The organism is Herbaspirillum camelliae, from assembly GCF_001929405.1.
Lineage (GTDB): Bacteria > Pseudomonadota > Gammaproteobacteria > Burkholderiales > Burkholderiaceae_D > Herbaspirillum > Herbaspirillum seropedicae.
In genome coordinates, this window is the sequence record NZ_KV880769.1 from 1,178,670 (window position 1) to 1,204,274 (window position 25,605).

A 25,605-nucleotide genomic window follows, 5' to 3' on the forward strand; every position below is an offset into this window, starting at 1 on the left:
GACTTTCGAATCAGCGGACACGCGACCAAGAGAAATCGCGGACATAAATACTCATCGGGTTGCTGCGCAATTGCTCTTCCGTCGTGCCAGGGAGAACTTCCGCAATATAGGTAGTTACCAGCGCACGCCATACAACAGGCTCACCGGAGATCGTGCCCTGGCGATCTCGAGTGACCTCGTTCCACTCGACTTGCCAGGTATCAGGCGTCTGAGGAATCGCGCTCTTGATCTCGATACTCACCATTTCGGTTTCGGCGCGCTTAAACGGGTTGGACTCCGCAGTTCCGTTGAGCCATTCGTTCATCTTTACCGTTGCGGCATCATTTGGCGCCAGCATCGAGTAGACCTTGAATACACAATTGCGCTGGACCGCAACATCGGGAGAGACCATGCGAGCGCAGCTCATCCAATCGGTGACAGCAGCATGAATGACGCGCGGATCAGCCTTGGAGGCCGACTGGACCGGCCCGGCTGCCATGGTGTTTCCCAGCTTATCGACTTCGATCACATAGGGAACAAACCTGGACTGGCTGCCGATATGGATCACTCCGCCTACTCCCGCCAAGGCGATGAGCATCGACAGGATGCCGATCAGCTGCCACGTCTGACGCTGTGAGACGAGCGATCCGACATGCTCATTCCAGGTACGGCGTGCGGCGAGATAAGGATTCTCCGAGTCCGACTTCTCAATGGCATGAGATTTCTTGACGACCAGGTTCTTGATTCTTTCGGAAATGTTCACGCTCCCTCCAGATAGTCATTGAGATTGAGTCCTCGCTCGGCCAGCCACTGATTCACCCAGTCCGCGCCGAACTTGATTTCAAGGCTCTTGATGGCCGCTACGGACTCCTTGTCGGAGGCGCCGACAAATGCCAGCGCCAGTGGGCCAAGAGCGAGGTCGTAGAGGCGGCGGCCGTTTTCTGAGACGTAGTAGTACTGCCGCTTCGGCACTGCCGAGGCAAGGATTTCGATTTGGCGGGAGTTCAGACCCATGCGCCGATAGAGCGCCGCTGTGTCGTCGTCGCGTGCGTAGATGTTAGGCAGGAATATCTTGGATGCGGTGGACTCCACAATCACATCCAGGATGCCTGAGTTGGCTGCATCAGAGAGGCTTTGGGTCGCCATCAGTACCAGGCAGTTGGCTTTGCGCAGCACCTTGAGCCATTCTCTGATCTTCGCGCGGAACGCCGGATGTCCCAGCATCAACCAGGCTTCGTCCAGAATGATGACAGCTGGCTGTCCCTTGAGCGCGCACTCGATTCGACGGAAAAGGTAAAGCAACACGGGCAGCGCAAACTTCTCGCCCAGGTTCATCAATTCCTCGATCTCGAAGACCGTGAAATCTGACAGTGCCAGACCATCCTGTTCGGCATCCAGAAGATGTCCCATCGAACCATCGACGGTGTATTGCTTGATGGCCTCACGAATCGCGCCGTCCTGAATCGTCACCGAGAATTCGGAGAGCGTTCTCGCATTGCTGGCGTGCATGCTCATGATGGCGTGGCCGATCTCATTGCGCTGCCCTGGGGTAGTGACAACCCCGTTCAGGGCCAGGATGGTATCGATCCATTCCATTGCCCAGGCTCTATCGCCCTTGGTTCCCAGGAACTGGAGTGGACAGAAAGCGAGCCGATCGTCGTCAGAGGCGACGGTGAAATGGAGACCGCTTTGCCCTTTTGTGGCAGCCCGTATGCCGGCGGACAGTGGATACAAGGACATCCCTTTGTCGAAGGCATAGATCGACATACCGGCATAGCGCCTGAACTGGGCGGCAAGAATGGCCAGGTGCGTCGATTTACCCGCGCCGGTAGGCCCAAACATGAAGGTATGTCCCAGATCCCTTACATGCAGATTGAGACGGAAGGGTGTCGCCCCCACGGTCACGCAATGCATGAGCGCAGGCGCCAATGGGGGAGACATGGGGCAGGGAGCTGTTGCGCTACCCGTCCAGATTGAGCTGGTAGGGAGCATGTCCGCCAGGTTCATCGTATTGATGAGCGGCCGTCGGACGTTCTCCACGCCGTGCCCCGGGAGACTGCCTTTATAGGCATCCATCGTGTTGATCGTCTCGACCCGTGCTGCAAAGCCATGGCGATTGATGGCTTTTTCCACCAGTAGCGCAGAAGCAGCCAGTCGCTCCCGGTTCTCATCCATCAACACGACCACGCTGGTGTAGTAGCCAGCAGCTATCAGGCCGCTGCTAATCTCGGCGATAGCCGCTTCGGCGTCAGACACCATGCTGGCGGCGTCCTGGTTGATCGACCCCGTATTGGTATTGAACACCTGATCGAAGAAACCTCGTACCTTCTGCTTCCACTTCTTCCGGTACTTATCCATCTGGTTAAGCGCCTCATGCTGATCCATGAAGATGAAGCGACTGGACCAGCGATATTCGCAAGGCAGCTCGGTCAGGGCCGTGAGAATGCCCGGCGTGGATTCCAGCGGAAATCCTTCGATGGCCACGACCTGGATGAACTTGCGACCAATTTTCGGTACCACGCCAGTCCACATTTCCTGCCCGCCGATAAGGGCATCGAGATACATGGGATGGCTGGGCAAGAGGACTGGATGACGCACACCGGTCACACAGAACTGCAACCAAGCCAGAAAATGGTCGTGCGTTACTTCTCTTCCTTCTTCAGTGATAATCTTCTGCGCGCGCAGCCGGGTCAGCTTGAGCGCCGCTGTGAGGCGCCCCTCGAGGCTGGCGATCTCCCTCTTGAATTGCCCGATAAGATCCATAGTCCGGGCCGTTTTGTCGGGTGTCACGGCATCGTCGTCAAACATCAGCTCGACGAACTTGCGCTGCGCCAGCACAGGAGGAAACCAAGTAACAGTGAGCACGAAGCAACCTTCGAACATTGCCCCGAGACTCTCGAAGAGCCGACGACGTTCTTCATCGATGCCAAGGGATATGGCATCGGGGAACGACGAGGTACCTCGACTGGAATAGTTCGGTGCGTGACGGCGATCGGCATCGACATGCAGCATCCAACCATTACCCAGGCCGGCAAGCGCCTGATTGATCCGGAATGAGACCATTTCGCGCTGCTCTTCCGTGCTGCTGGCGTCGTCGTCGCCCTTGTAGAGCCAGGCGGCCATGAAGGCGCCGTTTTTGCAGACGACTACACCATTGTCAACGACAGCGGCGTAGTTGAGTTCATCCGCCAAAGCCGCATCTTTCGAGCGATGTTTCTTGAGCTGGAGCTCTGCATCAAATGCACGCAGCCGCGCAAAGAGCATCAGCAGCAGTACCGCGCCCAGTCCTGCAACAGCAAATGCGGCAGCCTCAATCATTGGTATAGCCTCGTCTGGCTCGATGTGTTTTCACGAAACGGCGTGCTACGCGCCGGATAATAGGAGCGATAGCGGCGCTGGCGAAGATAGACATGGCGCATCTTGGGATCGGCCTTGGCCATAAGCCTGAGGATGAACAGCGCAGCGAACCATAAGCTGATGCCAAACACGGTGGCTCTGAGTTCCTGAGCGCTAAACACCAGTGCGCCGGCGATCAGCCCGGTAAACATCACCAATTCACGGTCACCTCCCATGAACAGGTTTTCTCTATTTCCAGCGCGGTGGATGGGTATCACTCGCAGGCTCACGGTTCACCTTGCAATCGCGGTGAAGGCCCGCTCAGCTGCAGGATGAGTGGCGGCAACCGGGTTACTGTCCAGTGCCACAATCTCAGCACCTCGTCCAAAGAAGGTTCCCATCATGTTCTGCGCACCGACCAGCAACGCCATGACCAGCACGATGAAAATCAGCGTCCTGAAGAAGCCATTGAGTTCGCCGCCAAAGATGAGAACACCGCCAGCCACCACGATACCGATGATGGAAAGGGAGAAAGCAACCGGGCCGGTGATAGAGTTGCGCAGGTTAGTGAGCCAGTCTTCATACGGTAACTTGCCCCCGACGCCTTCAGCAGCCATTGCCGTTTCAGGCGTGATCAGCAGCGCGGCCAATGCGATCAGGCCCAGCATGAAAATGAGGTTGTGGATGGAATAGCGTGTATGCATGACAAGGTTCCTAGTTAGAGTGTTTCGGTGATGTAATGGCCGTTGGCAAATCCGTTGACCTGGAGGATGCTCTGGATGCGGCGTGCGCCGTCGACTCTGGCGATATGGACCACCACATGAACGGCGTCGCCAATGAGGGGTTCGATCGGCTTGGGCGAATCGGGATGCATGCTCACGAGCATCGCCAGCCTGTCCAGACCGGCTTTGGCATTATTGGCGTGCAAGGTGGCCGCGCCTCCTTCGTGCCCGGTATTCCAGGCCATCAGCAGGTCCAACGCCTCCGGACCGCGCACCTCGCCTACCAGAATACGGTCAGGACGCATACGCAGAGTCACCTTGAGTAGCGCCGTCATGCTCACCTCGGCGCTGGTGTGATATTGGACATAGTTCTGCGCGGCACACTGAATCTCGCCGGTGTCTTCGATGATGAAAACGCGCTCGCTCGGATCCTGGATCACCATCTCGTTGATGATGGCATTGACCAGCGTAGTCTTGCCGGAACCGGTTCCGCCGATCACCAGGACGTTGCGGTGCGCGCGCACGGCCGCTACCAATACGTCGCGTTGCGCGGCTGTCATGATCCCGCGTTCCACGTATTGATCGAGCGTGAAGATCGCCACGGCCTTTTTCCGGATAGCGAAGGTCGGTGCGGGAACGACGGGGGGAAGCTGACCAGCGAAGCGACTGCCATCGAGCGGAAGCTCACCTTCCAGAATGGGGCGACTGCGGGTAACTTCCTTGCCATGGAAACCAGCTATGGTTTCGATGATGGCCTGGGCCTGGGCAGTTCTCATCGAGCCAATGCACGACATGGGTTCACCCAGCCGCTCGAGCCACAACCTGCCATCGGCATTGAGCATGATCTCAACGGTGCGGGAGTCATTGAGGTGAGCCAGTAAGCGCGGCCCCATGTCGCGCTCCAGCTTTCTCTTCGCTCTCTCCCTGACGGTATTGAGTTCGGCATGTTGATCGGTCATTCGGCATCCTGTTCTGATATCGCTCTCAAGCGGTCAGACGATATAGAGGACCTCACGCCCCATCAACACAAGCAACAATATGCTGCGCGCGGCTCCAAAAATGACGACGAGAAAGATGGAGGCCGGCATGGTTGCAATTTCCAGCGGCGAACCGGGCTGAACGGACGTCAGCGTTATAGCTGCCCCCGCGCGCCGCTCTGGACGCCAAGGAGGCTATGATATGCACACAAGCGATCCCCCCTGCAGGCACCGCCACCAGAACATTCACAGGAGACCAGCACGTGAGCATGCCCACGCCATCACGCAGCCCGATCACGGCCGCGCATTACCACCCGACACAGCCGGCGCCCTATCCATGGGACATCCCCACCCACTTCAACATCGCCCAGGCCGCCTGCGACCGCTGGGCCGATGGCAGCGGGCGCACGGCCATCATCTGCGAAGACGCCGATGGCAGCGTCACGACCTACAGCTACGACCAGCTCAAGATCCTCAGCGACAAATTCGCCAATGCCCTGCGTGCAGCTGGCGTCGAGCGCGGTGACCGGATCGGCATCTACCTGTCGCAACGCATCGAAACGGTCATCACCCATCTCGCCGCCTACAAGCTGGGCGCCATCACGGTGCCGCTGTTCTACCTGTTCGGGCCGGACGCCATCGCCTACCGGCTCGACAACAGCGGCGCGGTCGCGTTGGTGACCGATGCCAGCGGGATGGAAAAGGCCACGCTGGCGGGGGAACTGCCGGCGCTCAAGCTGGTGTTCTGCGTGGAATCATCGGACCTGGTGCTGCCGCAGACCACCGACTTCTGGGACCGCCTGCAGGCCGCCCCTGCCGAGCTGGAACCCGTGCTGACGCTAGCCGATGATCCTGCCATGATCATCTACACCTCCGGCACCACCGGCAAGGCCAAGGGCGCGCTGCATGCACACCGCGTGCTGCTGGGCCATCTGCCGGGTGTGGAGGTGTCGCACGACAGCTTCCCGCAAGAGGGCGACCGCTTCTGGACGCCCGCCGACTGGGCCTGGATCGGCGGCTTGCTCGATGTGCTGCTGCCGTCGCTGTATCACGGCGTGGCCGTGGTAGCGCGGCGTCTGGAAAAATTCGATGCCGCGGAGGTATTCGGACTGCTGGCGCGGCATCAGATCCGCAACGTATTCTTCCCACCGACGGCGCTGAAGATGCTGCGCAGCGCCAACCCTGCGCGCGCGCAGGGGGACTTCTCGCTGCGCAGCGTGGCCAGCGGTGGCGAGACGCTGGGCGATGACCTGATCGCCTGGGGGCGAGAAGCACTGGGCGTCACCATCAACGAATTCTACGGCCAGACCGAATGCAACCTGGTGGTCTCGTCTTCCTCGCATTGCTATCCATCGGTCTCCGGCAGCATGGGGCGCGCTGTGCCGGGCCATGTGGTGCAGATCGTCGATGAGCAAAGCCAGGTGCTGCCGCACGGCGCGGTCGGCAATATCGCCATCCGCGCTCCTGATCCGGTGATGTTCCTGCGCTACTGGCGCAACGAGGAAGCCACGCGCGAGAAATTCGCCGGCGACTTCCTGCTCACGGGTGACCTGGGCAGCATGGACGAACAAGGCTATATCCGCTACCTGGGCCGCAACGACGACGTCATCACCAGCGCCGGCTACCGCATCGGCCCGGCCCCCATCGAGGAATGCCTGATGCGCCATCCGGCCGTGCGCATCGCCGCGGTGGTGGGCGTCAAGGACGCCTTGCGGACCGAAGTGGTGAAGGCCTTCGTGGCGCTCAAGGATGGCATCACGCCAGACGAGACCATGACGGCCGAGTTGCAGCAGCACGTACGGTCGCAACTGGCGGCGCACGAGTATCCGCGTCTGATCAGTTTCGTGGAGGCCTTGCCCACCACGGCGACCGGCAAGATCATGCGCAAGACCCTCAAGGAGATGGATCAGTAGGCCGCCAGTGCAGACGTGTTCAAGCGCCGTGCACCAGCCATTGCATCAGCGCTGAGAGGCCAAACAGCACGGCGCCGATCAGTGCGCCCACGAGGGTGCCATTGATGCGGATGAACTGCAGGTCGCGGCCGATATTGAGTTCGACCTGGCGCGACAGCTCGACCGTGTCCCATTGGCGGATGGTGTCACTGATGTGACGCGAGAGCAGCTGCGCCAGCTCGGGACTCAAGCTGGCGACGGCGTGCTCGAGATGGGTGTTGAGCGAGGCCCGCAACGCGGCGTCGTCCTGCAGCGCCTGGCCTATCCATTGGGTGGCGTCTTGGGCGTGGCGACGCAAGACCGAGTCGCTACGCTCCAGGTCGGCGCGCAGCCATTGCCGCAGACTGTCCCACAGCCCGCCCACGTAGGCATGGACCGCTTCGCCTTCCAGCAACTCGCGCTTGAACGTTTCGGCACGCTCGCGCAGGGCAGGGTCTTCCTTGAGGCGGACGATGAATCGCGCGACCTGCTCGTCGAAGGCGCGGCGCAGTGAATGCTGGGGGTCCTCGGCGATGCCGGTCAGCAGCTTGTCGAGGATGTCGGCCAGGGTCTGCGCGGATTTCTCGCCTATCCACTGCAAGGGAAGGATCTTCTCGATCTTGGGATATTCCTGGCGCAACCAATCCACCATACGCTCGGCGATAAAAATCCGGGTCTGCTCACGGTTCAGCAAGGCGGCCAGTTCGATGATGGCGCGGTCGAGCAGTTGCTGGTGCCGGCCGTCCAGGGTCAGCGTATCGAGCACGGCGGCCAGGGAATGCGACAGGTCCAGCTTGCCTACCGCCGCATGCAAGCCCTGGCGCAGAAAAGACTGGATGCGACGATCGTCGGTGAGCATGAGCACGCCGCCCACCGCGCGCGCCATGTAGCCGCCCAGGCGTGCGGCGTTGTCCGGCAGCGCCATCCATCGGGCCAGGTGCTGCGCCGGATCATGCCGGCGTATCAGCGTGACCAGCGACTGCGGGCTGAGGAATTTTTCTTCCACGAAGAGGGCGAGGTTGTCGGCGATACGCTCCTTGTTGCGAGCAATGATGTCGGTATGGCGCGACAGCAAGGGCAGGGGAATGCGACGGAACAATGCACTCACAGCGAACCAGTCCGCCAGCGCCCCCACCATGGCGGCCTCAGCCATGGCGCGCAGCAACCCGCTCCACCAGGACGGCGGGGCCAGCGAGGCGACGATGAAGAGGGCGGCTGCCGCGAGCAGACAGCTGAATGCGAGCCTCTTGGTCCGACGAAGTGCGTCTTGCTTGTCCATGAGAATCAGAAAAGAATCAGAAACAAAAATTTCACTCGCTCTACGAGAACTACCGATTCAATCTCGGTGGAATTTCCCAAATTTATCGAGCACATACTGAAAATATTTCGATAAATGACTCGCTCAAAGACTGAAGTTATTCTCGATAAATTTCGATTAAATACAGAGAGATTCGCGAGTATAACTATCATGTCACCGATAGTAGGTGCCTTAGTAATTGTAGCTAATCGACCGTCGTTACTAGCCGCCTGATCCTTGCGCTCATGAAAACCACAGAGACTCCACCGAGCGCCCGGCTCATCTTTGGACAAAACGTTCGCAGAGTTCGCCGGCTTAAAGAGATGTCGCAAGAAGAGCTTGCCTTCCGGGCAGACATCAGTCGCACCTACCTGAGCGAAGTTGAACGCGGGGAAAGAAACATCTCCGTGGACAACATGGAAGCTCTGGCAGAGGCACTGGAAATGGAATTGCCTGACCTTCTGCGACACACACTGCTGGCGCTGCCCAAGGAAGAGCACCGGGCGTCCGATTGATATTGCACCACCCGCCGGCAGCGCTGATGCGGGCCTACGCTGACGTCTACACCGCACTGCGACCTGGGAATCGCAGGCTGAACACCGTCAGCTGGCCGGGCGAGCTGGTCACCGAAGCTTGCCCACCGTGCAGCATCATGATCGAACGCACGATGGCCAAACCCAGCCCGCTGGAACCGCCCGCACTGCTGCGCGAGGGATCGGCGCGATAGAAGCGGTCGAACAGGCGTTCCAGCTGTTCGGCAGGAATACCCGGGCCTGGATTGGCAACGCTGATCTCCATGCCATCCCCGGCCGCTTCGGCCTGCACGGTGATCACGCCATCTGCGGGGGTATAGCGGATGGCGTTGGCCACCAGGTTGCCCACCGCGCGGCGCAACAGCGTGGCGTCAGCGCGCAGACGTCCGGCGCCGCGCACGGCCAGCCGCACATGGGCCTCGTCGGCAATCCCTTCAAAATAATCCGCAATGCGGGTCAATTCCTGCGCCACATCCAGTTCCTGCCACTGCAGTACCACGTGGGCGTTCTCTGCGCGCGCCAGGAAGAGCATGCTCTCCATCATCCGCGACAGTCTTTCATACTCTTCGATATTGGAGCTGAGCAGGGCCTGGTACTCATCGATGCCACGGGGCTTGCCCAGCGCCACCTGGGTCTGCACCATCAGGTTGTTGAGGGGGGTGCGCACGTCATGGGCGAGGTCAGCGGAAAACTGGCTCAGTTGCTGGAAGCTGCGATGCAGACGATCCAGCATCTCGTTGAAGGATTCGACGATCTCATGCAGCTCGCGCGGCGCGGCCTGCAGGTCCAGGCGGGTATCGAGACGGCTGGCGGACACCGCCCGCGTCTGCGCGGCCATGGTCCGCAAGGGCCGCAGGCCGCTGCGCACCAGGAAGTAGCTCATCAGGATGGCCAGGAGCGCGCCCACGCCAGCGGCCCACCAGACATCCGACCGGTAATCCGCCAGCAACAGCATGCGATCCGAGGCCGTGCGCACGACCAGCACGACGGCTTGCTCGCCCGAGCGTGTCACGGGCTTGCTGGCGACATAGCGGGCGCGCAGATCCCCCAGCTTCCAGGACTGGATGCTGTCCCAGGCGCGAATGTCTACCTGCGAGAGATCGATGCCGGGCGGCGTACGGGTCGGGTCGTGGCTTTCCAGGAGGGTGCTGCCATCGGCGCGGGCAATGCGCACCAGCAGTTGGTCATGGCCAGTGAGGGTGTCCAGCACCAGATGGCGACGCGCCAGGATATCCTCCAGCGACGCCGCATGTTCCACCAGGTGATTGATGGAGCGGCACTTGCCGGCCAGCTCCTCGTCATCGCGGCGCTCCAGCTGCACGTGCAGCGAATGCGACAGGTAAGTCCCCAGCGCCGCCAGGATGACCATCGCCAGCATACCGAACAGCACCACCAGCCGCAGGCTCAGCGAAGCCGGCGCGAAACGCCTCATGGGCGCCCCTCGCCCACCTCACGCACCTCGCGCACTTCGAACACGTAGCCCATACCCCAGACCGTATGCAGCAGCTTCTTCTCGAAACCCTCATCGAGCTTGGCGCGCAGGCGGCGCACGGCGACGTCGACCACGTTGGTGTCGCTGTCGAAGTTCATGTCCCAGACCTGGGAGGCGATCTGCGGACGCGAGAGCACTTCGCCGGGACGGCGGATCAACATGTGCAGCAGCGCGAATTCCTTGGCGGTGAGGTCGATGCGCTGCCCTGCACGGGTCACTTTGCGGCGCAGGACATCGAGCACCACATCGTCGTATTCGATCAGATCGACTTCGCGGCTGGGACCACGGCGCAACAGGGTGCGCACGCGCGCCAGCAGTTCGGTGTAAGCGAAGGGCTTGACCAGGTAATCGTCCGCACCCAGTTCCAGGCCCTTGACGCGGTCTTCCACCTCGTCGCGCGCGGTCAGGAACAGCACGGGCGTGTCATGCGTACGGCGCAGTTCGCGCAGGATGTCCCAGCCATTCATGCCAGGCAGCATCACATCCAGGATGATGAGCTTGTAATCCAGCGTGCGTGCATTGTGCAGGCCATCGACGCCGGTCTGCACCCAGTCCACCACAAAGCCGGACTCGGTCAAGCCACGGCGCAGGTAGTCGCCAGACTTGGGTTCGTCCTCTGCCAACAAGATATGCATGATCGGATTCCTGACGGATAAGCCGGTATTCTGAACCAGCACCGCGCCGGATTCATTACAAATCTGTAATGACTGGGCAATCTTTCTGTGCGCAGCGGCTCCCTAGAATGGCTTCCAACGATACCCGCCGCAGCGACGGGATCGACAGGACGGCCGCGCAGCGCGGCTGACGTTTTTTGCACATCCCCTCTAGGAGCCTCTCATGAAAACTTCCCACCTCATCCTCGCCGGCCTGGTCTCTGTCTGCTCGATGTCGGCCTTCGCCCAATCCACCGTCAGCACCGACGCCGCCCGCGACAAGGCCAACCTGACCGCCGAGAGCAACTATCCGGTGGTCACCTTCAAGAGCAGCAAGACCCGCGCCGACGTCATGGCCGAACTGCAAGCCGCGCGCGAGGGCGTGCCGATGCCGGCCCAGGCCGCCAAGCCCTCGATGAAAGGCAGCACCACCCAAGGCCAGGCCGCTGACGCTTCGCTGTACAACGGCGCATAAGCACCACATAAGCGACGCATAAGCCGGCGCCGCCCCGATGCGATGACGCCTGCCGCACGGATCAGCGGAAACGACCCGGCGTATTGAGCAGATCGGCAAACTGCTCGCCCGGTATGGGCTTGCTGTACCAGTAGCCTTGGTACAGCAGGCAACCCTGGGCATGCAGGAGATCGCGCTGCTGCTGCGTCTCCACGCCTTCGGCGATGATGGACAGGTTCAGGCTCTGGCCCAGCATGATGATGCTGCGGATGATGCTGGCCATGGCCGCATCGCGCTGCATCTCGCGCACGAAGGCCTGGTCGATCTTGATCTGGTCGATGGGGAAACGTCCGAGATAGGACAAGGACGAATAGCCGGTCCCGAAATCGTCCAGCGAGATCGAGACTTCATTGGACCGCAAGGCCTGCATCTTGGTGATCACATCTTCGATGTGATCCACCATCATGCTCTCTGTCAGCTCCACCTTCAGCGAATGCGTCGGCACGTGGTGCTCGCGCATGATCTCGCGGAAGCGATAGACAAAATTGTCCACCTTGAACTCCTGCGCCGATACATTGATGGCCACCACCAGATCAGGCGCCAGCCCTTCGCGCTGCCAGCTCTCCAGATCAGCACAGATGCGACGCAGCACCTGCCTCCCGATCTCGTCCATCAAGCCCATTTCCTCGGCCAGCGAAATAAAAGTCGCCGGCGAGACGATACCCTGACTCGGGTGCTGCCAGCGCACCAGCGCCTCCGCGCCAACCACATCACCATCGTAGGTGACCTGGGGCTGGTAATACACGATGAACTGACGCTGCGCCACCGCCTGGCGCAGCTCGGCCTCCAACTGGCTGCGCTGGCTGGCCAGCGCCTGCATGGTCGGATCAAAGAACCGGAGGGCATTGCGACCGGCCGCACGTGACTGCACCATCGCCAGCTCGGCCTGCATCACCAGCTCCGAAGCGCCATATTGTTCATCGCGTACGATGTTGATGCCCAGGTTGACCGAACAGGGAAAGCGCGCCGCGCTCAGGCTATGCGGATCGGAGAAGGCAGCGATGATACGATGGGCCAGCGCTTCGCAATAGCGGATGCATTCAGCCAGTTCATTGCTCTTGATTTCAGTACCCAGCGCGAACTTCTCACCATCCATCCGCGCCACCGTCTGCTCGGCCGTGATGCAGCTTGAGAAGCGGCGCGCGCATTCGATCAGCAGCTGCTCCATCTCATCGGCCTTGACGCTGCCGTAGGAGAGATCGGCGCGATGGATTTCCATCACGAAGACCGCACCCGCATGACCAGAAGCGCGCCGCCGGTCCAGGCCACGACGCAGGCGATCCATGAACAGCTTCTTGTTGGGCAGCTGCGTGACCGGGTCGTAGAAGGCCAGCTGGTCGATACGATTCTCCGCCTCCAGCCGCGCACTCACGTCGATCACCACCCAGATCTGCTCGGCCGGACGGGCCGGATCGATCAGGGAGGTATGCAGTTCTGCAGGGAAGCTGGCGCCACTGGCGTTTCGCAGCAGCACGATCTCGCCAGCCGCACCGCTGGAGCGCGCCACGGCCCTGGCCACATACACCGCCTGCTGCACCGATTCCACGAACAGATCTTCGGCCGCCATGCCCACCAGCCCGCGATCATCGCGCGCCAGCAGCGCCTGCGCCGCCTCGTTGCCGAAGACGATCTTGCCCTTGCGCACGAAGAGCACGTCGGCGGGGATATTGCCCAGGATCGCCGCCTGTTCATCGAAGAGCGTCTTCAGGCTGGCCTGCATGGCTTCCATATGACGCGCCAGTTGGCCCATCTCATCCTGCTGCGGCAGGTCGATGCCTTGCTCGAAGCTGCCGCGCTGGATACGTTCAGTGGCCTGCGTGAGCTTGCCGATGGGCGCCAGGATGCGGCGGTAGACCACCAGGCCGATGATGAGCAGGGACACGATCGCCTGCGCCAGCAGCACCAGGGTATAGAAACTCTTGTCAGCAGCCAGCTTTTTCTGCAACTGCTGGTCGGACACCACGATGCGCAGGCTGCCCAGGCTTACATCCTGCTGGTTCTGCTGCATCACCAGTGGCGCGGTGCTGCGGATGAGACGGCCGCCGCTGCGCTGCGGCTCCTCCATCCTGGCCAAGGATTTTTCTTCCGGATCGATGACCTCGACGGAGACCACCTGCTGGTCCAGCATCGCTCCCTGCAGCAAGGCCATGATGTCGGACTGGTCCAGGTTCCAGACCGGCAGGACCAGAGCGTGGCGCAGCATGTCGACCTTTTCATCGACCAGCTTGTTGATGTCCGCGCTGATCTGTTTTTCGCGCGTGCCATTGAGGACGGTCAGCGCCACCACCACGGGCAGGCTCAGGGCGAGCAGGGTGGCCAGTGCGATGTAGATGGCCAGGCTGTTGAATTTCTGATTCATGGTCGTACCAGTACAAAAGGTAGGGCAATCCGGTCTGCTACTTGAACCAGTCCAGCTTGTAGGTTTCCAGGGCTTCGCGTTCTATCGGGGTCAATCGTTCATTGGTCAGCGCCAGCACCCGCGCCTTGCCCGACTTCATGGCCAAGCGTGCGTTGCGGGTGGAGCGGTGGTTCTGGATCAGTTCGGCCAGGGCGCCGTTGCGCTGGATCTTCCTGAGTCCATCGAGCAGCGCATCGCGGATATCGTCGCGGCCTGGCGTGGTGTAGAAGAAGAGATCGGAAGGGTAGTAGAGGATGAGATCGGGGACGATCGCCAGTTGGTGCTGGGGATCATAATTTTCCAGCTCACTGGGCGCCTCGAAGACGGAGCGGCTATAGAAATCGAAACGCTGCGCCTTGAGCATCTCGAACAGGTTCATGTAACTGCTCTGCACGACGGTCAGGCCATTGGCCTGCATGATGCTGGTATCAACCCAGCCGGCTCCGGACCCGATGCGGAACTTGCGCAGGTCGTTGAGCGAACGGATGGTGGTGGCTGCTTCCAGGCTCTTGCGATGGGCCAGCAGCACACGAATGCCGCCGCCGCCGAGGTAGATGGGGAAGGGAATGGTTTCCAGCCCGCGCGTCAGTTCGCCGCCAGCGGAGGTGGCCATGAGGTTGCAGTATTGGCCGGCCTGTATCAGCTGGACATAGCGCCGATCGGAGGTGCCCGCCTCGGTGATCTGGCAGCCGGTGAGGGTGTAGGATTTTCCGCTGGCTTTCATGGCCAGTTCGATGACGGCCTTGCGATAGCTGATGAGGGGATTGTCGTCATTGAGATCGGCGAGCTTGATCTCGATGGTGGATTCATTTCCTGCAGGCGCAGGTGAAATCGTGGTCGATTGAGCAATGGCAGGGCGGGCGCACACCAATCCCATCGTGACGACGAGAGTGCTTGCGACTACGCTCAGGACGCTCGTCTTGAAGGTGTGCATGGTTGCGATCCGCTCTAATGTTTTTTTTTGATGGTATTGAAGGGGTGGGGGAATCGCAAGGAAGTTGTGGTGGGCTTTGGGTGAGCCGTGGCGAGTGGCGGGGTTACTAGTTGGTAGGGTGCAACAATGTTTGGGACGGTGAGGATTGGGGGTGAGGAAGTGAGATTTTGCAGAAGATGGATGAGGACCTTAAACGAAGATTATTTGAGTAGATGAGGCTCCTTCAGTGGCCTGAAAATCAAATAAAAAATTTAATTTGATTAAGCAGGCAACGGAGGGGGCGATCAAGTCTGAGAGCAAATCAACAATATTAATTGTGTTACATTTATTTCATTAAATCCACATTGGGGCAGGGGATGTCAGATCAATCTTTTAGCCGTAAGACACTCGAGCGAGTACTGCGCAAAAGTGATTTTGATCACAGGCTTTCAAAAAGCCAGATAGATACCTTTCGCGAACAACAGGTGGTCGACGCATTAACCTCGGCGAATACATACTTCAATAGCGCGTCTAACCCTCTAGACGTATTTTCTCTAAAAGGTAGGTGCATCTACCGCTTCAAAAATCTTTCGGCAGATCTGGTCGGCCGAAAACTCTGCTTGAATCTTCGCCGCTTAACGAGGAAATCAAATCAGGGGCGAACGCAAATAGTCGAATGCCTTAGTATGCTACTGCAAGAAGGAGTCCCTTTTCGAGTTTATCGATTAGACATTAAGGGCTTCTATGAGACGTTCGATAGCGATTTTGTTAGGTCGGCGATACAAAGGATTACGCGTCTGAGCCCTCATAGTAAATTGTTGCTTGCATCCTTGTTAGAGCACCACTCTGCATTGGGCGGATCTGGGATCCCCCGCGGGCTTTCAATAAGCGCGGTCCTTTCCGAAATCCTAATGCGACCGTTTGATATCGCACTTCTGCAGCAACCCGCCGTCTATTTTTACGCTCGATATGTTGACGATATGATCGTAATAACCTCAGGAAAAGAGAATCAGACAAAGTTTCGGGAGTGGATCCAGTCGACCCTACCATCAGGGCTTAAATTGAACAGCGAGAAGGAGAAGGTTCGAGAAGCGGCCAAGCGTGTCGCCCCGCTTAAACCGGGATCCTCACCATCCGAGCTATTTAATATCGACTATCTTGGTTACGCGTTTTTAGTCCGCGAACCCAATGCACAAAAAAACACGCCTCCTGGTGCTCATCACAGAAAAGTGGTGGTAGATATTGCCGAGAGAAAACTGAAGAAAATAAAGACGCGCATCGTTCGATCGTTTATTGACTATACGAAAACCGGTGATTGGTCTCTCTTGCGAGATCGACTTAAATTCTTACGTCAAAATTTTTCGGTACACAATCCTAAAATAGGGGCCAAAAAAGTAGCAGGCATATTTCACAGCTATCCAGCTCTTTCGGAAGATGCGCAGGGTCTTATTAAACTGGACAAGTTTCTCAGAAATATCGTTTTGGGTCAGACCGGTAGGCATTCTTCCCTAATATCTCCGCGACTAAACTCAAAACAGCGAAGTGAGCTGCTCTCACAGAGTTTTGTGGCTGGGCATCGTAATAGGTCCTTTGTTCATTTCTCTGCGACAAGAATTGGGAAAATTCAAGACTGTTGGCGGTATTGAGGGGGCCGTATGAAGAAACAAATTAAAATTAAAAAGACTGATTACAACCGCATTCTGATAACTGAGACTCTACCTTATGAAACGCCCATAATCTTCTCTAACGACGGGATTTACGACCGAATAAACTCGGTCGGGTCCTCGGACTCTGTTCAGAGAATAATTGTAAGAACGTTGATTCTAGGCGAGGAGCATCCCTCGAACATCCACTCGACGATCCCATACTCTTTTAAGATCAAAAAGAACTCAACTGAGTTTAGGCGATTAGCGCTCCTTCATCCGTGTTCTCAATGGAAGGTGAAGCAATTCTATGAAAAGTATGAGCGCCTTATTCTTCACTATTGCTCGGAGAGTCCTGCCTCTATACGAGCGCCTCAAAAAGTAGCTAGTACGTTCTATAACAAGAGCTCTTGGGAAAATGTTCACCAATATAAGAGCGGCTCCGTCTCTCTAGCAGCTTCTGACCGATATGCTAAACACGCACCATCATATTTCTCTTATCGAGGCTTCGATCGTCTCTATAAATTTTTCAATTCTCGCGAGTACTTCTCTCTAGAAAAGAGCTTTTCTGTGCTCCGGACGTTAGATGTTGCGAAGTGTTTCGATAGTATCTATACCCATTGTCTTTCCTGGGCAGTCAAAGACAAAGCTTTTACTAAAGAGTCTGTCGCTGTTTCCTCGACGTTCGCGCAAGAATTTGATCAGACAATTAGACATGGGAATCATAATGAAACGAATGGCATTCCAATAGGACCGGAGTTCAGTAGAATTTTTGCCGAGATTTTATTCCAGAAGATTGATCGCCTTACCGTCGCTAAACTTAAAGACCTGAGATTTGGTATCAACTACACTTTCAGAAGATATGTTGATGACGTATTCATTTTCGCAGATAGCGAAGCGACTGCGAACGCAGTTTACGAAGTCTACGCCGATCAGCTCATGGCCTTCAATCTCCACGGAAACAACGCCAAATCGATTACTTATCAGAGACCTTTTGTCACGCCCAAATCGCGATTAATTCATGAAGCTGGTCGACAAGCAAATGAATTTATTGAGAAATTTTTAGAAGATAACAGCATGGGAGTGTTCTCACCGAAGCCAATTAGGTCTCCCTGGAATTTGACTAAAAATTATATCGAGTCGGTCAAATCTCTTTGTTCCTATAGCGCAGCAGATTACGATGAAGTTGCGTCATTTTTAATCTCTGTCTTTACCGAACGGGTTAAAAAACTAGTGGGAATAGATTCAATCAGTGAGACAGATGAGACATCGGAGAATCTATACCTACATGCTATCGAGGTTCTCCTTGACGTCCTCTTTTTCCTCTATAGCGTTGCACCATCTGTCCGTGCATCATATAAATTGAGCACGGCACTTATCCTTTCTATTCGATTCTTTAAGAAAAATTGCCGAAATCTCCTTCCGACAATATCGGAAAGAGTATATGAACTCTCATATACTTTGCTGCTTGACCAGTGCGACCGCTCTCACGCAAATAGGGTTGATGGATTTGTCCATTTAGAGTGCCTAAACGTGGCGCTGGCAATGCGCGAACTGGGAGGCAATTACTTGCTGCCGGAGGAAGTAATTAGGAAGTTATTTATAGATGATAAGCATTTGAGCTATTTCACTATTGTTTCTTGCCTCTATTACTTCCAAGATGATCCACGATATACCTCTCTCAGAGGCACGGTCCTTGATCGCGTGAAAAGCGAATTGACTGATCTTTCTGACATTCTCGTAAACAGTGAACGTGCGTATCTATTTCTTGATATGTTAAGTTGCCCGTCGATCGCCCAGATAGAAAAGGAGAATTGGATTAAAAGCTATTTTGCGGTGATAAAGAAAGCACCACCCTCCAGAACCGACTTGAACGCCTTTTTCACGGTAACAGGTAAATCGGCATGGCAAGTCTCTTGGACAGATGTTGACCTTTTGAACTCCCTTGAAAAGAAAGAGTTGAAGCAAGCTTATTGATGAGCTAAGCTTCTAGCTGAAAAATGGTGAAGACCTCCTCGTGCATCGGGCTGTTACTGATGCTCGCAACAAGTCTCCGTAAAAAGAGACTTTTCGGTTTTCGGGTTTTCTATTCTCAGCGCCTGAACTGGCGAACCCAAAAACTTGAATGGTAATCTTCGATTGCCTACACACTCAGCGTGTCTTCCCATTTTTCACCCTTCTAAATTTTATCCAAGCATTCGATAGAGTAAACCGATGCGATTCCTTCCGCTCTTAAGTACAGCTTGTACTCCGGTCGAGGAATTGGAAGGCAAACTCACCTGTCGCTATTAACAATCTACTTACCAAGTCCGCATACTGGCGATCCAAACTCCAAATGCAAAAGCCAACCTCTAGGTTGGCTTTTGCATTTATTACGGCACAGATTTTCACTTATCTGGCACTTTGGCCGTTATCTATGTCACCCGACATGTAGGGTCTCAGAGTATGTGAAAACCGCTACGCTTGATTCATAAGGGAATTTTCGATCCTATGAGATAACCTCCATGCTGGATTATTTCAAATCTGATGAAAAATCCCTATATTTTCTCAAACTATGTGAAAAGCGAGATATATAAGCTAGACGCGACCCAGAATTGAATCCGGTGGACAGACACGTCACCAGTTCTCAATCAATAGGCTCGGAAAGCAGGGCCTTAGTTTGTCGATTCCATTCTACGAACATATCACAGCCATTAAGGGGATCGCATCAGATATTCCATTAGGAGATTTTTATGGGGTAGGTGCTTACCCTTTTTCCTTATTGAGAACAGGGGGGACCTAATTGAGCCATTCGGCAACTGAATCGGTAGACGATCTAAAAGAATCAACAAAGAACGCGCCTCATTGGTCGTCGGGACAATCGCTGCGACGTCACTAGCCAGCCATACATATAATTCATTGGCGGTCCTCGCATGAAGTACTTTGTTATTTACTTGCGAGTTGGATAATTCCTTTAAGAATCTCTTCGATCGCTTGGTCTCTATCAATTTTTTGACGGATGCGACTAAGACGATGAGGAGCATTAGCGCAAAAAGAATTGGCACCAGCTGTTTAGCGTAATACGTTACCAGCAATATTCCTACCGAAATCAAAAGTACGGCGACCATAAGGATCCATCCACTTTTGGTCGTTAACAATTCTTTTAGTAACTTCGCCCCACTTCTCCACGCCGCGCTGATTACAAAGAAAGGCGTCACCGAATTCGGACAGTCTCTCCATCCAAGCTGACAGGCGATCGTAAGCGTCGCGAGGCTCACGAACCCTGATAAGCATTTAATCCAAACAGAACTAGTAATGAAAAAACCGAAAATCGAAATAGCGAGAACGCTAAAGAAAATTTGAAACGTAAGTAACTTTACAGCCTCTCTTCGAACTCCACTTTCCTCAGAAATTGGTGCGCCGGCTTGAGCACTAATAATTTTTATGGTTTTCACAACCAAATCCAATGGCCACTTATACGATTTGTATAAGACAAGTCTCAAAAATTTATTTCGATTAAAAATTCTTTGAACCCCTAGTTCCGCAGGCAGACGGGAGACGAGGAAATCTAGCTTGCTTAACTCAATTGAATCGGCGGCAACCAATGTTTCGTCGGCTATCCGAATCCGAACCCAATTTGCTAACCCAACAGGAACTTCTCGCAGGAAAGAGATTTTTTCAAACGATGCTCGCTTTAACAGCTCAATTCCTGAGTCAATAGCCTGCACAACACGAGCTTCAAGTGCAGCGGATGGAACAAGCCCGCCCAATGTAATAGACATTAGCCGATCATAAGCATCTCCATTTTCCCAACGTTTCTCTACAAGAGACTCTATTGATTTGGATAATTGTGGGGGCACGTCCTGACTTCTCAAAACCATACCTTCCTGGAGAAGATTCAGAAGATGGACCTCTTGCTCTAGATCCCATTGAAAATATGCTCCCTCATGTATGAAGATGGCTTCGCTTGGCGTAGCGTCGATTTCGATCCACTCATCAATCTTTTGCGTCGCAAAATCAAACAGAGGTTGGCACACTTCTATTGGCTGAGACTGAAGCATAGCGACAGCGTATTCACGCCATTTTGGATTTAACAATAGATTTTCAATTGAGATGATATTTGGGTTGCCTACCAAATACCGGACAAAGAGCGATTCTTGATATCGCCGATGAGAGAATGCAAAACGTTTATCTCCCTGCCTAGCTTCTTTCACATCATTTCTTCCGATCTTCACATAAAGAAGGGCTGTAAGTAAGTTAAACGTCTGCTCTTCTGCATAGCCCATTGGCAAAAGCTTTCTTGCCAATTCGTTGAATGTCGGAGCAAGTCCAATCTCCTCTTCTTGAGCTAATATCGCCGCTATCTTCTCGGCACCAATTAACAAATCATTTGGCCAAAGCCTTGTATTTTTTTCTATCCAATCACGATCCCGATCGGCTAACTCAACTATATGATCCATTAACAGTGCATGGCTATGCTCAGGAGCTTTTTCGTGGTCTTTAACGAAACGACAAAGAAGCGAGAGAAACAGCGGATTTTTATATATGCCTGCTTGTGAGTTTCCCAGTTGAGTTCTTACGATCGTGGCTTGGACATTAGTTAACTCCGCATTGCGGATCAGCTCAAGCTGGCGCCTATTGTCTAAGGCTAGAAGTCTCAGCTTTTGCCATGGGATAGATTCTGGCCCCTTGAACTCTCGTGAAGCCACTAACCCTTGGCATTCACTCATCCCACTCATAAACTGTCGAATAGCTTCGGAGTACGTTTGAATAACACCGCTCCCCTTTTCAGCATGAAGTACTGCTGGAATTTCATCAAATGAATCAAATAGAAAAAACCAGATTCCACGTTGCAGAAAATCGTCCCAATTTTTCTTAAGGTATTGAGAGGTATTAGAGTCACCTCGACGAAAATTCTCCAAAATGAAGTTCTTTATCCCATCCGCGGTTACCTGCTTAATATCGTCAATCAGCAACTCTCTCAAATTAATGTAGAGGGGAATTTTTATATTCCTCCCTTTTGCGTAGACACCAATCTCAGCGAGCTGCGATGCAAGATGCCTTAGAGCGACACTTTTCCCACTGCCAGGATCTCCGATAAGAAGCATGTGCCGCTCAGTTGTCCTCGTGATTGCAGTCATTAAAGATGGCTCTTTCCGATATCCACTACTACCTTTCCTAAAGAACTTGTGCAAATACGATTGATAAAAGCGCCCCTCAGCTTGTACTTCTGCTTCGAGATCCGTAAACCATTGATCATTCCAGTTCTCGCTATGGGAAATTTGCTCCAGATCAGCGCGAATTACTCTGCAAAAGTATTGCCGCTGCTTTATTTCCAACCTTTTATTTCTGGACAAAGAAAAGGAAAAGCCAAGCTTTTGAGCAGCCTCTGTTAGCGACACAATCCAGGCGAGAATTTTGGTGCTGCCAAAAACCAGAGCCGCTAACATCAAAGCGGAGAGAAATACTCCTACGAGAACCCCATAGGCAGATTGCCACTCATTAAAGTTTTTAATCCATTCGAACAAGCTAGGAATAATTTTTGTAAGGTCGATTTTTTCAAATTCTATGGTCATACTATTTTTAGATTGGCTGTTTTAGATATTGTCTCTATTTGCGCTGGTCCCGTCACAAATTGAGATTACTAACTTTCCAATATTTGAAATCCTTAAAAGGACTGCAAACAATGAGCCCGCCTGCTCGCATCATCCTTGCACCGAACCTCCACTATGGGCAAAGTGACCTGCCTGATTTCTTCGGACCAATTCAATCTTGGAGAACGGTTTCAAGTTGACCAACTTACCCTGACCGCAGCGATACGTTGTTTTTCACATAAAAAGACGATACGGATAAATATTCCCGGGCAGATCCGGCGCATTCGCAATGGTCCTAGCCAGCCTCTGTGAGTACCTAATACTGACGGGCACCTGGTCATAGAGTGCATCGTTGTTCCAGTTCATCTTGGTCAAGGCCAGAGTCTCTGCCGCCACCAACTCGAGCGGCCCGCGCCCGGCATGCCTGGTCAGAACCAACGGCCTGGGGATGCTCTTTCCGCCTTGGAAAAAGTTGCCTTTGTCTGAAACACCTGGTGCATTGCCAGCTGCCCAAAGCAATGCGGACGTCCCCGAGCGCACAACGACCGTCCCACGCGGAACTGGATACATGGCAGGAACGCTCTTCGGCGCCTCTCTCTTTGAATCGAGCAGCCATACCCCCCGCCAAGCTGTATGCGTACCCACCTCAATGCACTCAACCTCCGGAATACCGGCGAGCGCATCAAACGCCCCATCCAACTCTTCGGGCTTGAATGCTGTCGTTTTATGGATAACAAGCCGCCGCGGCAGCGATCCGCCGTTACGCTTCTGATAGAGCTCAATACTGCGCGCCAGCACAGCACGCATGTCATCTCTGCTCAGGAACGGATTGCGCCTAGCCTCAGATGGGTCGGCGACCGGGTCTCGAGCCTCGAAGGCAACGAACTGCATACCGCCGCCATCCCTGTCGAATACCTGTGAACAGCAGGTTACAAAGTGGGCGTTCTGAGGGTCGCCCCGCAGCGCATAAGCTAATCCTATGTAAGCCGTATCGTCAGGAACACCCTGCATGCCGGCAAGCTTCCACGGAATTCCGCCGGCTTTCACATATAGAGCGATGGCAAGGCGCCACACAATCGATGCACGGTAACCGAAGGTGAAGGCCCGGTCATTCAGTACCTGGGTCGGAATTCCGTATTTGGCTCCGAGAGCCTTCAGAACATCGTGCGCATCAAAGAACTGCGTGCGGGTTGCAGATGCCCAGGAGTCAGGAAAGTGCACGAGAGCGACGTCAAAGGCTTCTCGAACTGCATCCAGCTGAGCCAAGGCGGCATTCATCGCCGCATAGATTTTCTCCTCGGCGGCGCCGTCGCCAGGAAGTTGAGCAATTGTCTCTGGCCACCGAATGTGCGTTCCCTTTGGCGAGCCCACTAGGCCGACATGAAAAACATTCTCAAAGCCAGGGTAGTGCGGAACATAGTCCTTACGGTCGCCAGGCGCATGCTGGCGCAATAGCTCCTTCATCAATTCGCCGCGGCGCATGAAAGCGCTATCAGGGCCAACTGTGGCAACTCGAATCTTTGGCGTATAGCCTGCAAACGAGCCCTTCGAGAAGGGGCCAAACTTGGTCAGACCGCGCAATGGATGAATATCGAGCTGGGCATCCTGCGGCGCAAACGCCAGAAGCGGCTCGTCGAGCAAGGTAAATGGGGGTAGCTTGGAGGTCGCGCTGGCCATTACTTGGTCCTATCGAAATAGCTGTGGTTATGGGACGGACGACTCCATCCCGTCCTTGGATGCAGCTTAAAGATAGCGTCCATGCCCTCATCCTTTTGCAATCCGATGGTCGAAACTGTATTGTCATTGCCACTGGTGAGTATGTCCTGCCAAGCTCGCATGATGGTCGCCCACGTCCCGTTGTAACGTCCCTGCCATCGCTCTCGCCGCCAGTCGGCTGAAGCATCGGGCCGGCGAGCAGACCGCTCCACTGGCTCATGTTGCCCATCATGACCTTCAACCCGGGCTTCTCTCGGAATTTCCACGTGCGTAAAGGGCTCAAATCCAAACCACCACCGGTCATCGACTTTTTCGAGTTTGATTTCGATACCTTCGGTGAATAAGTAGCCCAGCTTAGGTACACGCCCCACCAAGTCTCGGTAGGCTGACCTAAGCTGCGTCAATTCTGCGTATCTTTTCTTCTTCAATTCAGTGCTATCGCCTTCCCTGTCCGCTGCCACTAGCAAAATGTGTCCAGTGCGCTTCAGGTGGGGAAATAGCGGCCGTCCTCTAGCGAGGGCGCGTGTGAGGGCGTCATAGATAAGTCCGAGCGCCCAGCTTTCGGACTCTGGCTGTAGCTGAATGGTCCCCTCCAATCTGGCACCAAACTCAGCGAATGCCTGAAGGAGCTCGTTGTCTCGCCCAAATACCGCTAGTTCACGGCCACGCGCTGCCACGACGGCCCGGCAACCATGTGCCTTGAGCACTTTGCGTGCTTCCTCGGTGGTGAGTGGACGTTCAATCGCAATTCTCCGAGCATGCGTCGGTATTACCTCCACATAGATGGCGGAATACTGAAGAACCGGGAATGGGAGGGCATCCAAAGTGTTGAGTGGGACAGACTGGAGGCGCTCTGCCACCTTGTGCAGCTGTACATGCTGGCGGAGGACATCTGGTAGTTTTATCTGCGAGACCAAATCACCAGCAAGCTCGTCGAACGTCTTGCACTCAACGATGGCGACTTTGACGCCGGCCATCGATGCGTGCTCCAAAAACGTTCTGACAGCAGGGAACAGCCGCTTGGCGCTTGAAGTTACCCAATAGAATCCAGCTGGATAGGCAGACGGGTCACGTAGGACATGCTCGAACGCCTCAATGATGGAAGCGTCCCGGCCGCTGTAACCGACCACGACGAGGCCATATCGCTGGCTAGCATTAACCAGAACACGCCGCATCTGGTCGTCCTGCTTTTCCAACTCGCTGTTCGTGTTCTTGATTTTAGAGGACTTGTAGTCTCCATGGAGCTTCGCGACCAGCGGCCAGTCGCTCTCATCCAAACAGCGCTGGGCGCGCTCACCTGAATCGATCGCAGCAACTGTGGCGTTAGCTCGTTGGTCGGCTGAGAGCAGGTCGTCGCTGATGGTCACGGACCGCTCGACTAGGGCGTCGAAGTTGGTTGTAAAGACGCAGTCCAGCTGCCGGCTCGACATGAGGGCAGCCAGGACGCGGTGGCCGTAGCAGGGGGTTCCTTGGCGGACCGCGTCATCTATATATTGCCGACGCAGCTTCTCGGTCGGATAAACCGCTTCAAACGCCGCCGAATACTCTTCAGGGTCGCCGTCTGGAGGAAGAATGTTCGTGCGCTTGAAAAATTCATCAATGCGCTCCGCCCATAGCGGGTCACCCGAGTCGACTTCCTGTGGGGAATATTTATTTTCTTGGCAAAAAATCTGCTTCTTGAAGTCGCGAATCATCGAATAGCCAGTGGGAATGCCCGACGCAGCCGATGCCCCGGCCCCCAAAAACCAAGCAAATGAGTTTGGCCTTAACGAGAACGCACGTGCGAACTCCACCCCCGACATGGTCGGTATTTCTACTTCCAAGGCCCCCTCCTTGACGTGTAGTTAACAATTGTGAGTAATTTGAAAGTTATCACATCGCAGGAAGCTCGTCATTCAGAGCTCTGCATTAAAATGATAAGAAAATCA

The 25,605-nt window shown here is 55.2% G+C and carries 18 protein-coding genes; 5 read left to right on the top strand and 13 right to left on the bottom strand.

Annotated elements, in window-relative coordinates; genetic code table 11:
- Positions 1-10: 10 nt before the first annotated feature.
- Genes BGK68_RS05400 through trbB form a run of 5 tightly spaced genes read right to left on the bottom strand, consistent with a single transcriptional unit; the run spans position 11 to position 4,996 of the window.
- Positions 11-742: a conjugal transfer protein TrbF gene (locus BGK68_RS05400; RefSeq protein ID WP_075256222.1), complete on the bottom strand. Its 732-nt coding sequence runs from the start codon at positions 740-742 to the stop codon at positions 11-13.
- Entirely contained in the window at positions 739-3,297 is a 2,559-nt protein-coding gene (locus tag BGK68_RS05405; protein ID WP_075256223.1) for a VirB4 family type IV secretion/conjugal transfer ATPase, read from the bottom strand. Before BGK68_RS05405 ends, BGK68_RS05400 begins: the two co-directional genes overlap by 4 nt.
- Positions 3,294-3,605, bottom strand: a complete 312-nt coding sequence (locus BGK68_RS05410; protein WP_075256224.1) for a conjugal transfer protein TrbD — start codon at positions 3,603-3,605, stop codon at positions 3,294-3,296. Before BGK68_RS05410 ends, BGK68_RS05405 begins: the two co-directional genes overlap by 4 nt.
- A 3-nt stretch (positions 3,606-3,608) precedes the next feature.
- Positions 3,609-4,019: a conjugal transfer system pilin TrbC gene (gene trbC, locus BGK68_RS05415; protein WP_075256225.1), complete on the bottom strand. Its 411-nt coding sequence runs from the start codon at positions 4,017-4,019 to the stop codon at positions 3,609-3,611.
- 14 nt (positions 4,020-4,033) lie between these two features.
- Positions 4,034-4,996 (bottom strand): P-type conjugative transfer ATPase TrbB, encoded by a 963-nt coding sequence (trbB, locus tag BGK68_RS05420; RefSeq protein ID WP_075256226.1) that lies wholly within the window; start codon positions 4,994-4,996, stop codon positions 4,034-4,036.
- A 287-nt stretch (positions 4,997-5,283) separates the two neighbouring features.
- Here trbB and BGK68_RS05425 point away from each other — a divergent pair, with 287 nt between their 5' ends.
- A complete protein-coding gene (locus tag BGK68_RS05425) occupies positions 5,284-6,927 on the top strand; it encodes an acyl-CoA synthetase (RefSeq protein WP_075259690.1) in 1,644 nt (547 codons plus the stop codon).
- Positions 6,928-6,946: 19 nt separating this feature from the next.
- Here the strand turns inward: BGK68_RS05425 and BGK68_RS05430 are convergent, their stop codons facing one another.
- Positions 6,947-8,224, bottom strand: coding sequence for a DUF445 domain-containing protein (locus tag BGK68_RS05430; protein ID WP_075256227.1), 1,278 nt, complete (start codon positions 8,222-8,224; stop codon positions 6,947-6,949).
- A 263-nt stretch (positions 8,225-8,487) separates the two neighbouring features.
- Between BGK68_RS05430 and BGK68_RS05435 the strand changes: the two genes are divergently transcribed.
- Positions 8,488-8,757 (top strand): helix-turn-helix domain-containing protein, encoded by a 270-nt coding sequence (locus BGK68_RS05435; RefSeq protein ID WP_013232102.1) that lies wholly within the window; start codon positions 8,488-8,490, stop codon positions 8,755-8,757.
- Positions 8,758-8,803: 46 nt separating this feature from the next.
- Here the strand turns inward: BGK68_RS05435 and BGK68_RS05440 are convergent, their stop codons facing one another.
- Positions 8,804-10,207: a heavy metal sensor histidine kinase gene (locus tag BGK68_RS05440; protein ID WP_075256228.1), complete on the bottom strand. Its 1,404-nt coding sequence runs from the start codon at positions 10,205-10,207 to the stop codon at positions 8,804-8,806.
- Positions 10,204-10,902: a heavy metal response regulator transcription factor gene (locus BGK68_RS05445; protein ID WP_075256229.1), complete on the bottom strand. Its 699-nt coding sequence runs from the start codon at positions 10,900-10,902 to the stop codon at positions 10,204-10,206. The genes BGK68_RS05440 and BGK68_RS05445 overlap by 4 nt, the downstream gene beginning before the upstream one ends.
- Positions 10,903-11,104: 202 nt before the next feature.
- Between BGK68_RS05445 and BGK68_RS05450 the strand changes: the two genes are divergently transcribed.
- On the top strand, positions 11,105-11,395 hold the full coding sequence (locus tag BGK68_RS05450) for a DUF4148 domain-containing protein (protein ID WP_075256230.1): 291 nt from the start codon (positions 11,105-11,107) through the stop codon (positions 11,393-11,395).
- A 61-nt stretch (positions 11,396-11,456) separates the two neighbouring features.
- Here the strand turns inward: BGK68_RS05450 and BGK68_RS05455 are convergent, their stop codons facing one another.
- Together BGK68_RS05455 and BGK68_RS05460 are read right to left on the bottom strand one after the other, a co-directional pair.
- Positions 11,457-13,793, bottom strand: coding sequence for a putative bifunctional diguanylate cyclase/phosphodiesterase (locus BGK68_RS05455; protein ID WP_075256231.1), 2,337 nt, complete (start codon positions 13,791-13,793; stop codon positions 11,457-11,459).
- Positions 13,794-13,830: 37 nt separating this feature from the next.
- A complete protein-coding gene (locus tag BGK68_RS05460; protein ID WP_075256232.1) occupies positions 13,831-14,766 on the bottom strand; it encodes a type 2 periplasmic-binding domain-containing protein in 936 nt (311 codons plus the stop codon).
- 356 nt (positions 14,767-15,122) lie between these two features.
- Here BGK68_RS05460 and drt3a point away from each other — a divergent pair, with 356 nt between their 5' ends.
- Both drt3a and drt3b read left to right on the top strand, forming a co-directional pair.
- Positions 15,123-16,391: an antiviral reverse transcriptase Drt3a gene (drt3a, locus tag BGK68_RS05465; protein WP_143432953.1), complete on the top strand. Its 1,269-nt coding sequence runs from the start codon at positions 15,123-15,125 to the stop codon at positions 16,389-16,391.
- Between the two features lie 9 nt (positions 16,392-16,400).
- Positions 16,401-18,365, top strand: a complete 1,965-nt coding sequence (gene drt3b, locus BGK68_RS05470) for an antiviral reverse transcriptase Drt3b (protein ID WP_075256234.1) — start codon at positions 16,401-16,403, stop codon at positions 18,363-18,365.
- A 716-nt stretch (positions 18,366-19,081) separates the two neighbouring features.
- Here the strand turns inward: drt3b and BGK68_RS05475 are convergent.
- From BGK68_RS05475 to BGK68_RS05485, 3 genes are all read right to left on the bottom strand, one after another.
- Positions 19,082-21,943 (bottom strand): NACHT domain-containing protein, encoded by a 2,862-nt coding sequence (locus tag BGK68_RS05475; protein ID WP_075256235.1) that lies wholly within the window; start codon positions 21,941-21,943, stop codon positions 19,082-19,084.
- Between the two features lie 252 nt (positions 21,944-22,195).
- Entirely contained in the window at positions 22,196-23,638 is a 1,443-nt protein-coding gene (locus BGK68_RS05480) for an argonaute/piwi family protein (protein ID WP_075256236.1), read from the bottom strand.
- A complete protein-coding gene (locus BGK68_RS05485; RefSeq protein WP_233149240.1) occupies positions 23,638-25,500 on the bottom strand; it encodes an SIR2 family protein in 1,863 nt (620 codons plus the stop codon). The genes BGK68_RS05480 and BGK68_RS05485 overlap by 1 nt, the downstream gene beginning before the upstream one ends.
- Positions 25,501-25,605 lie beyond the last annotated feature (105 nt).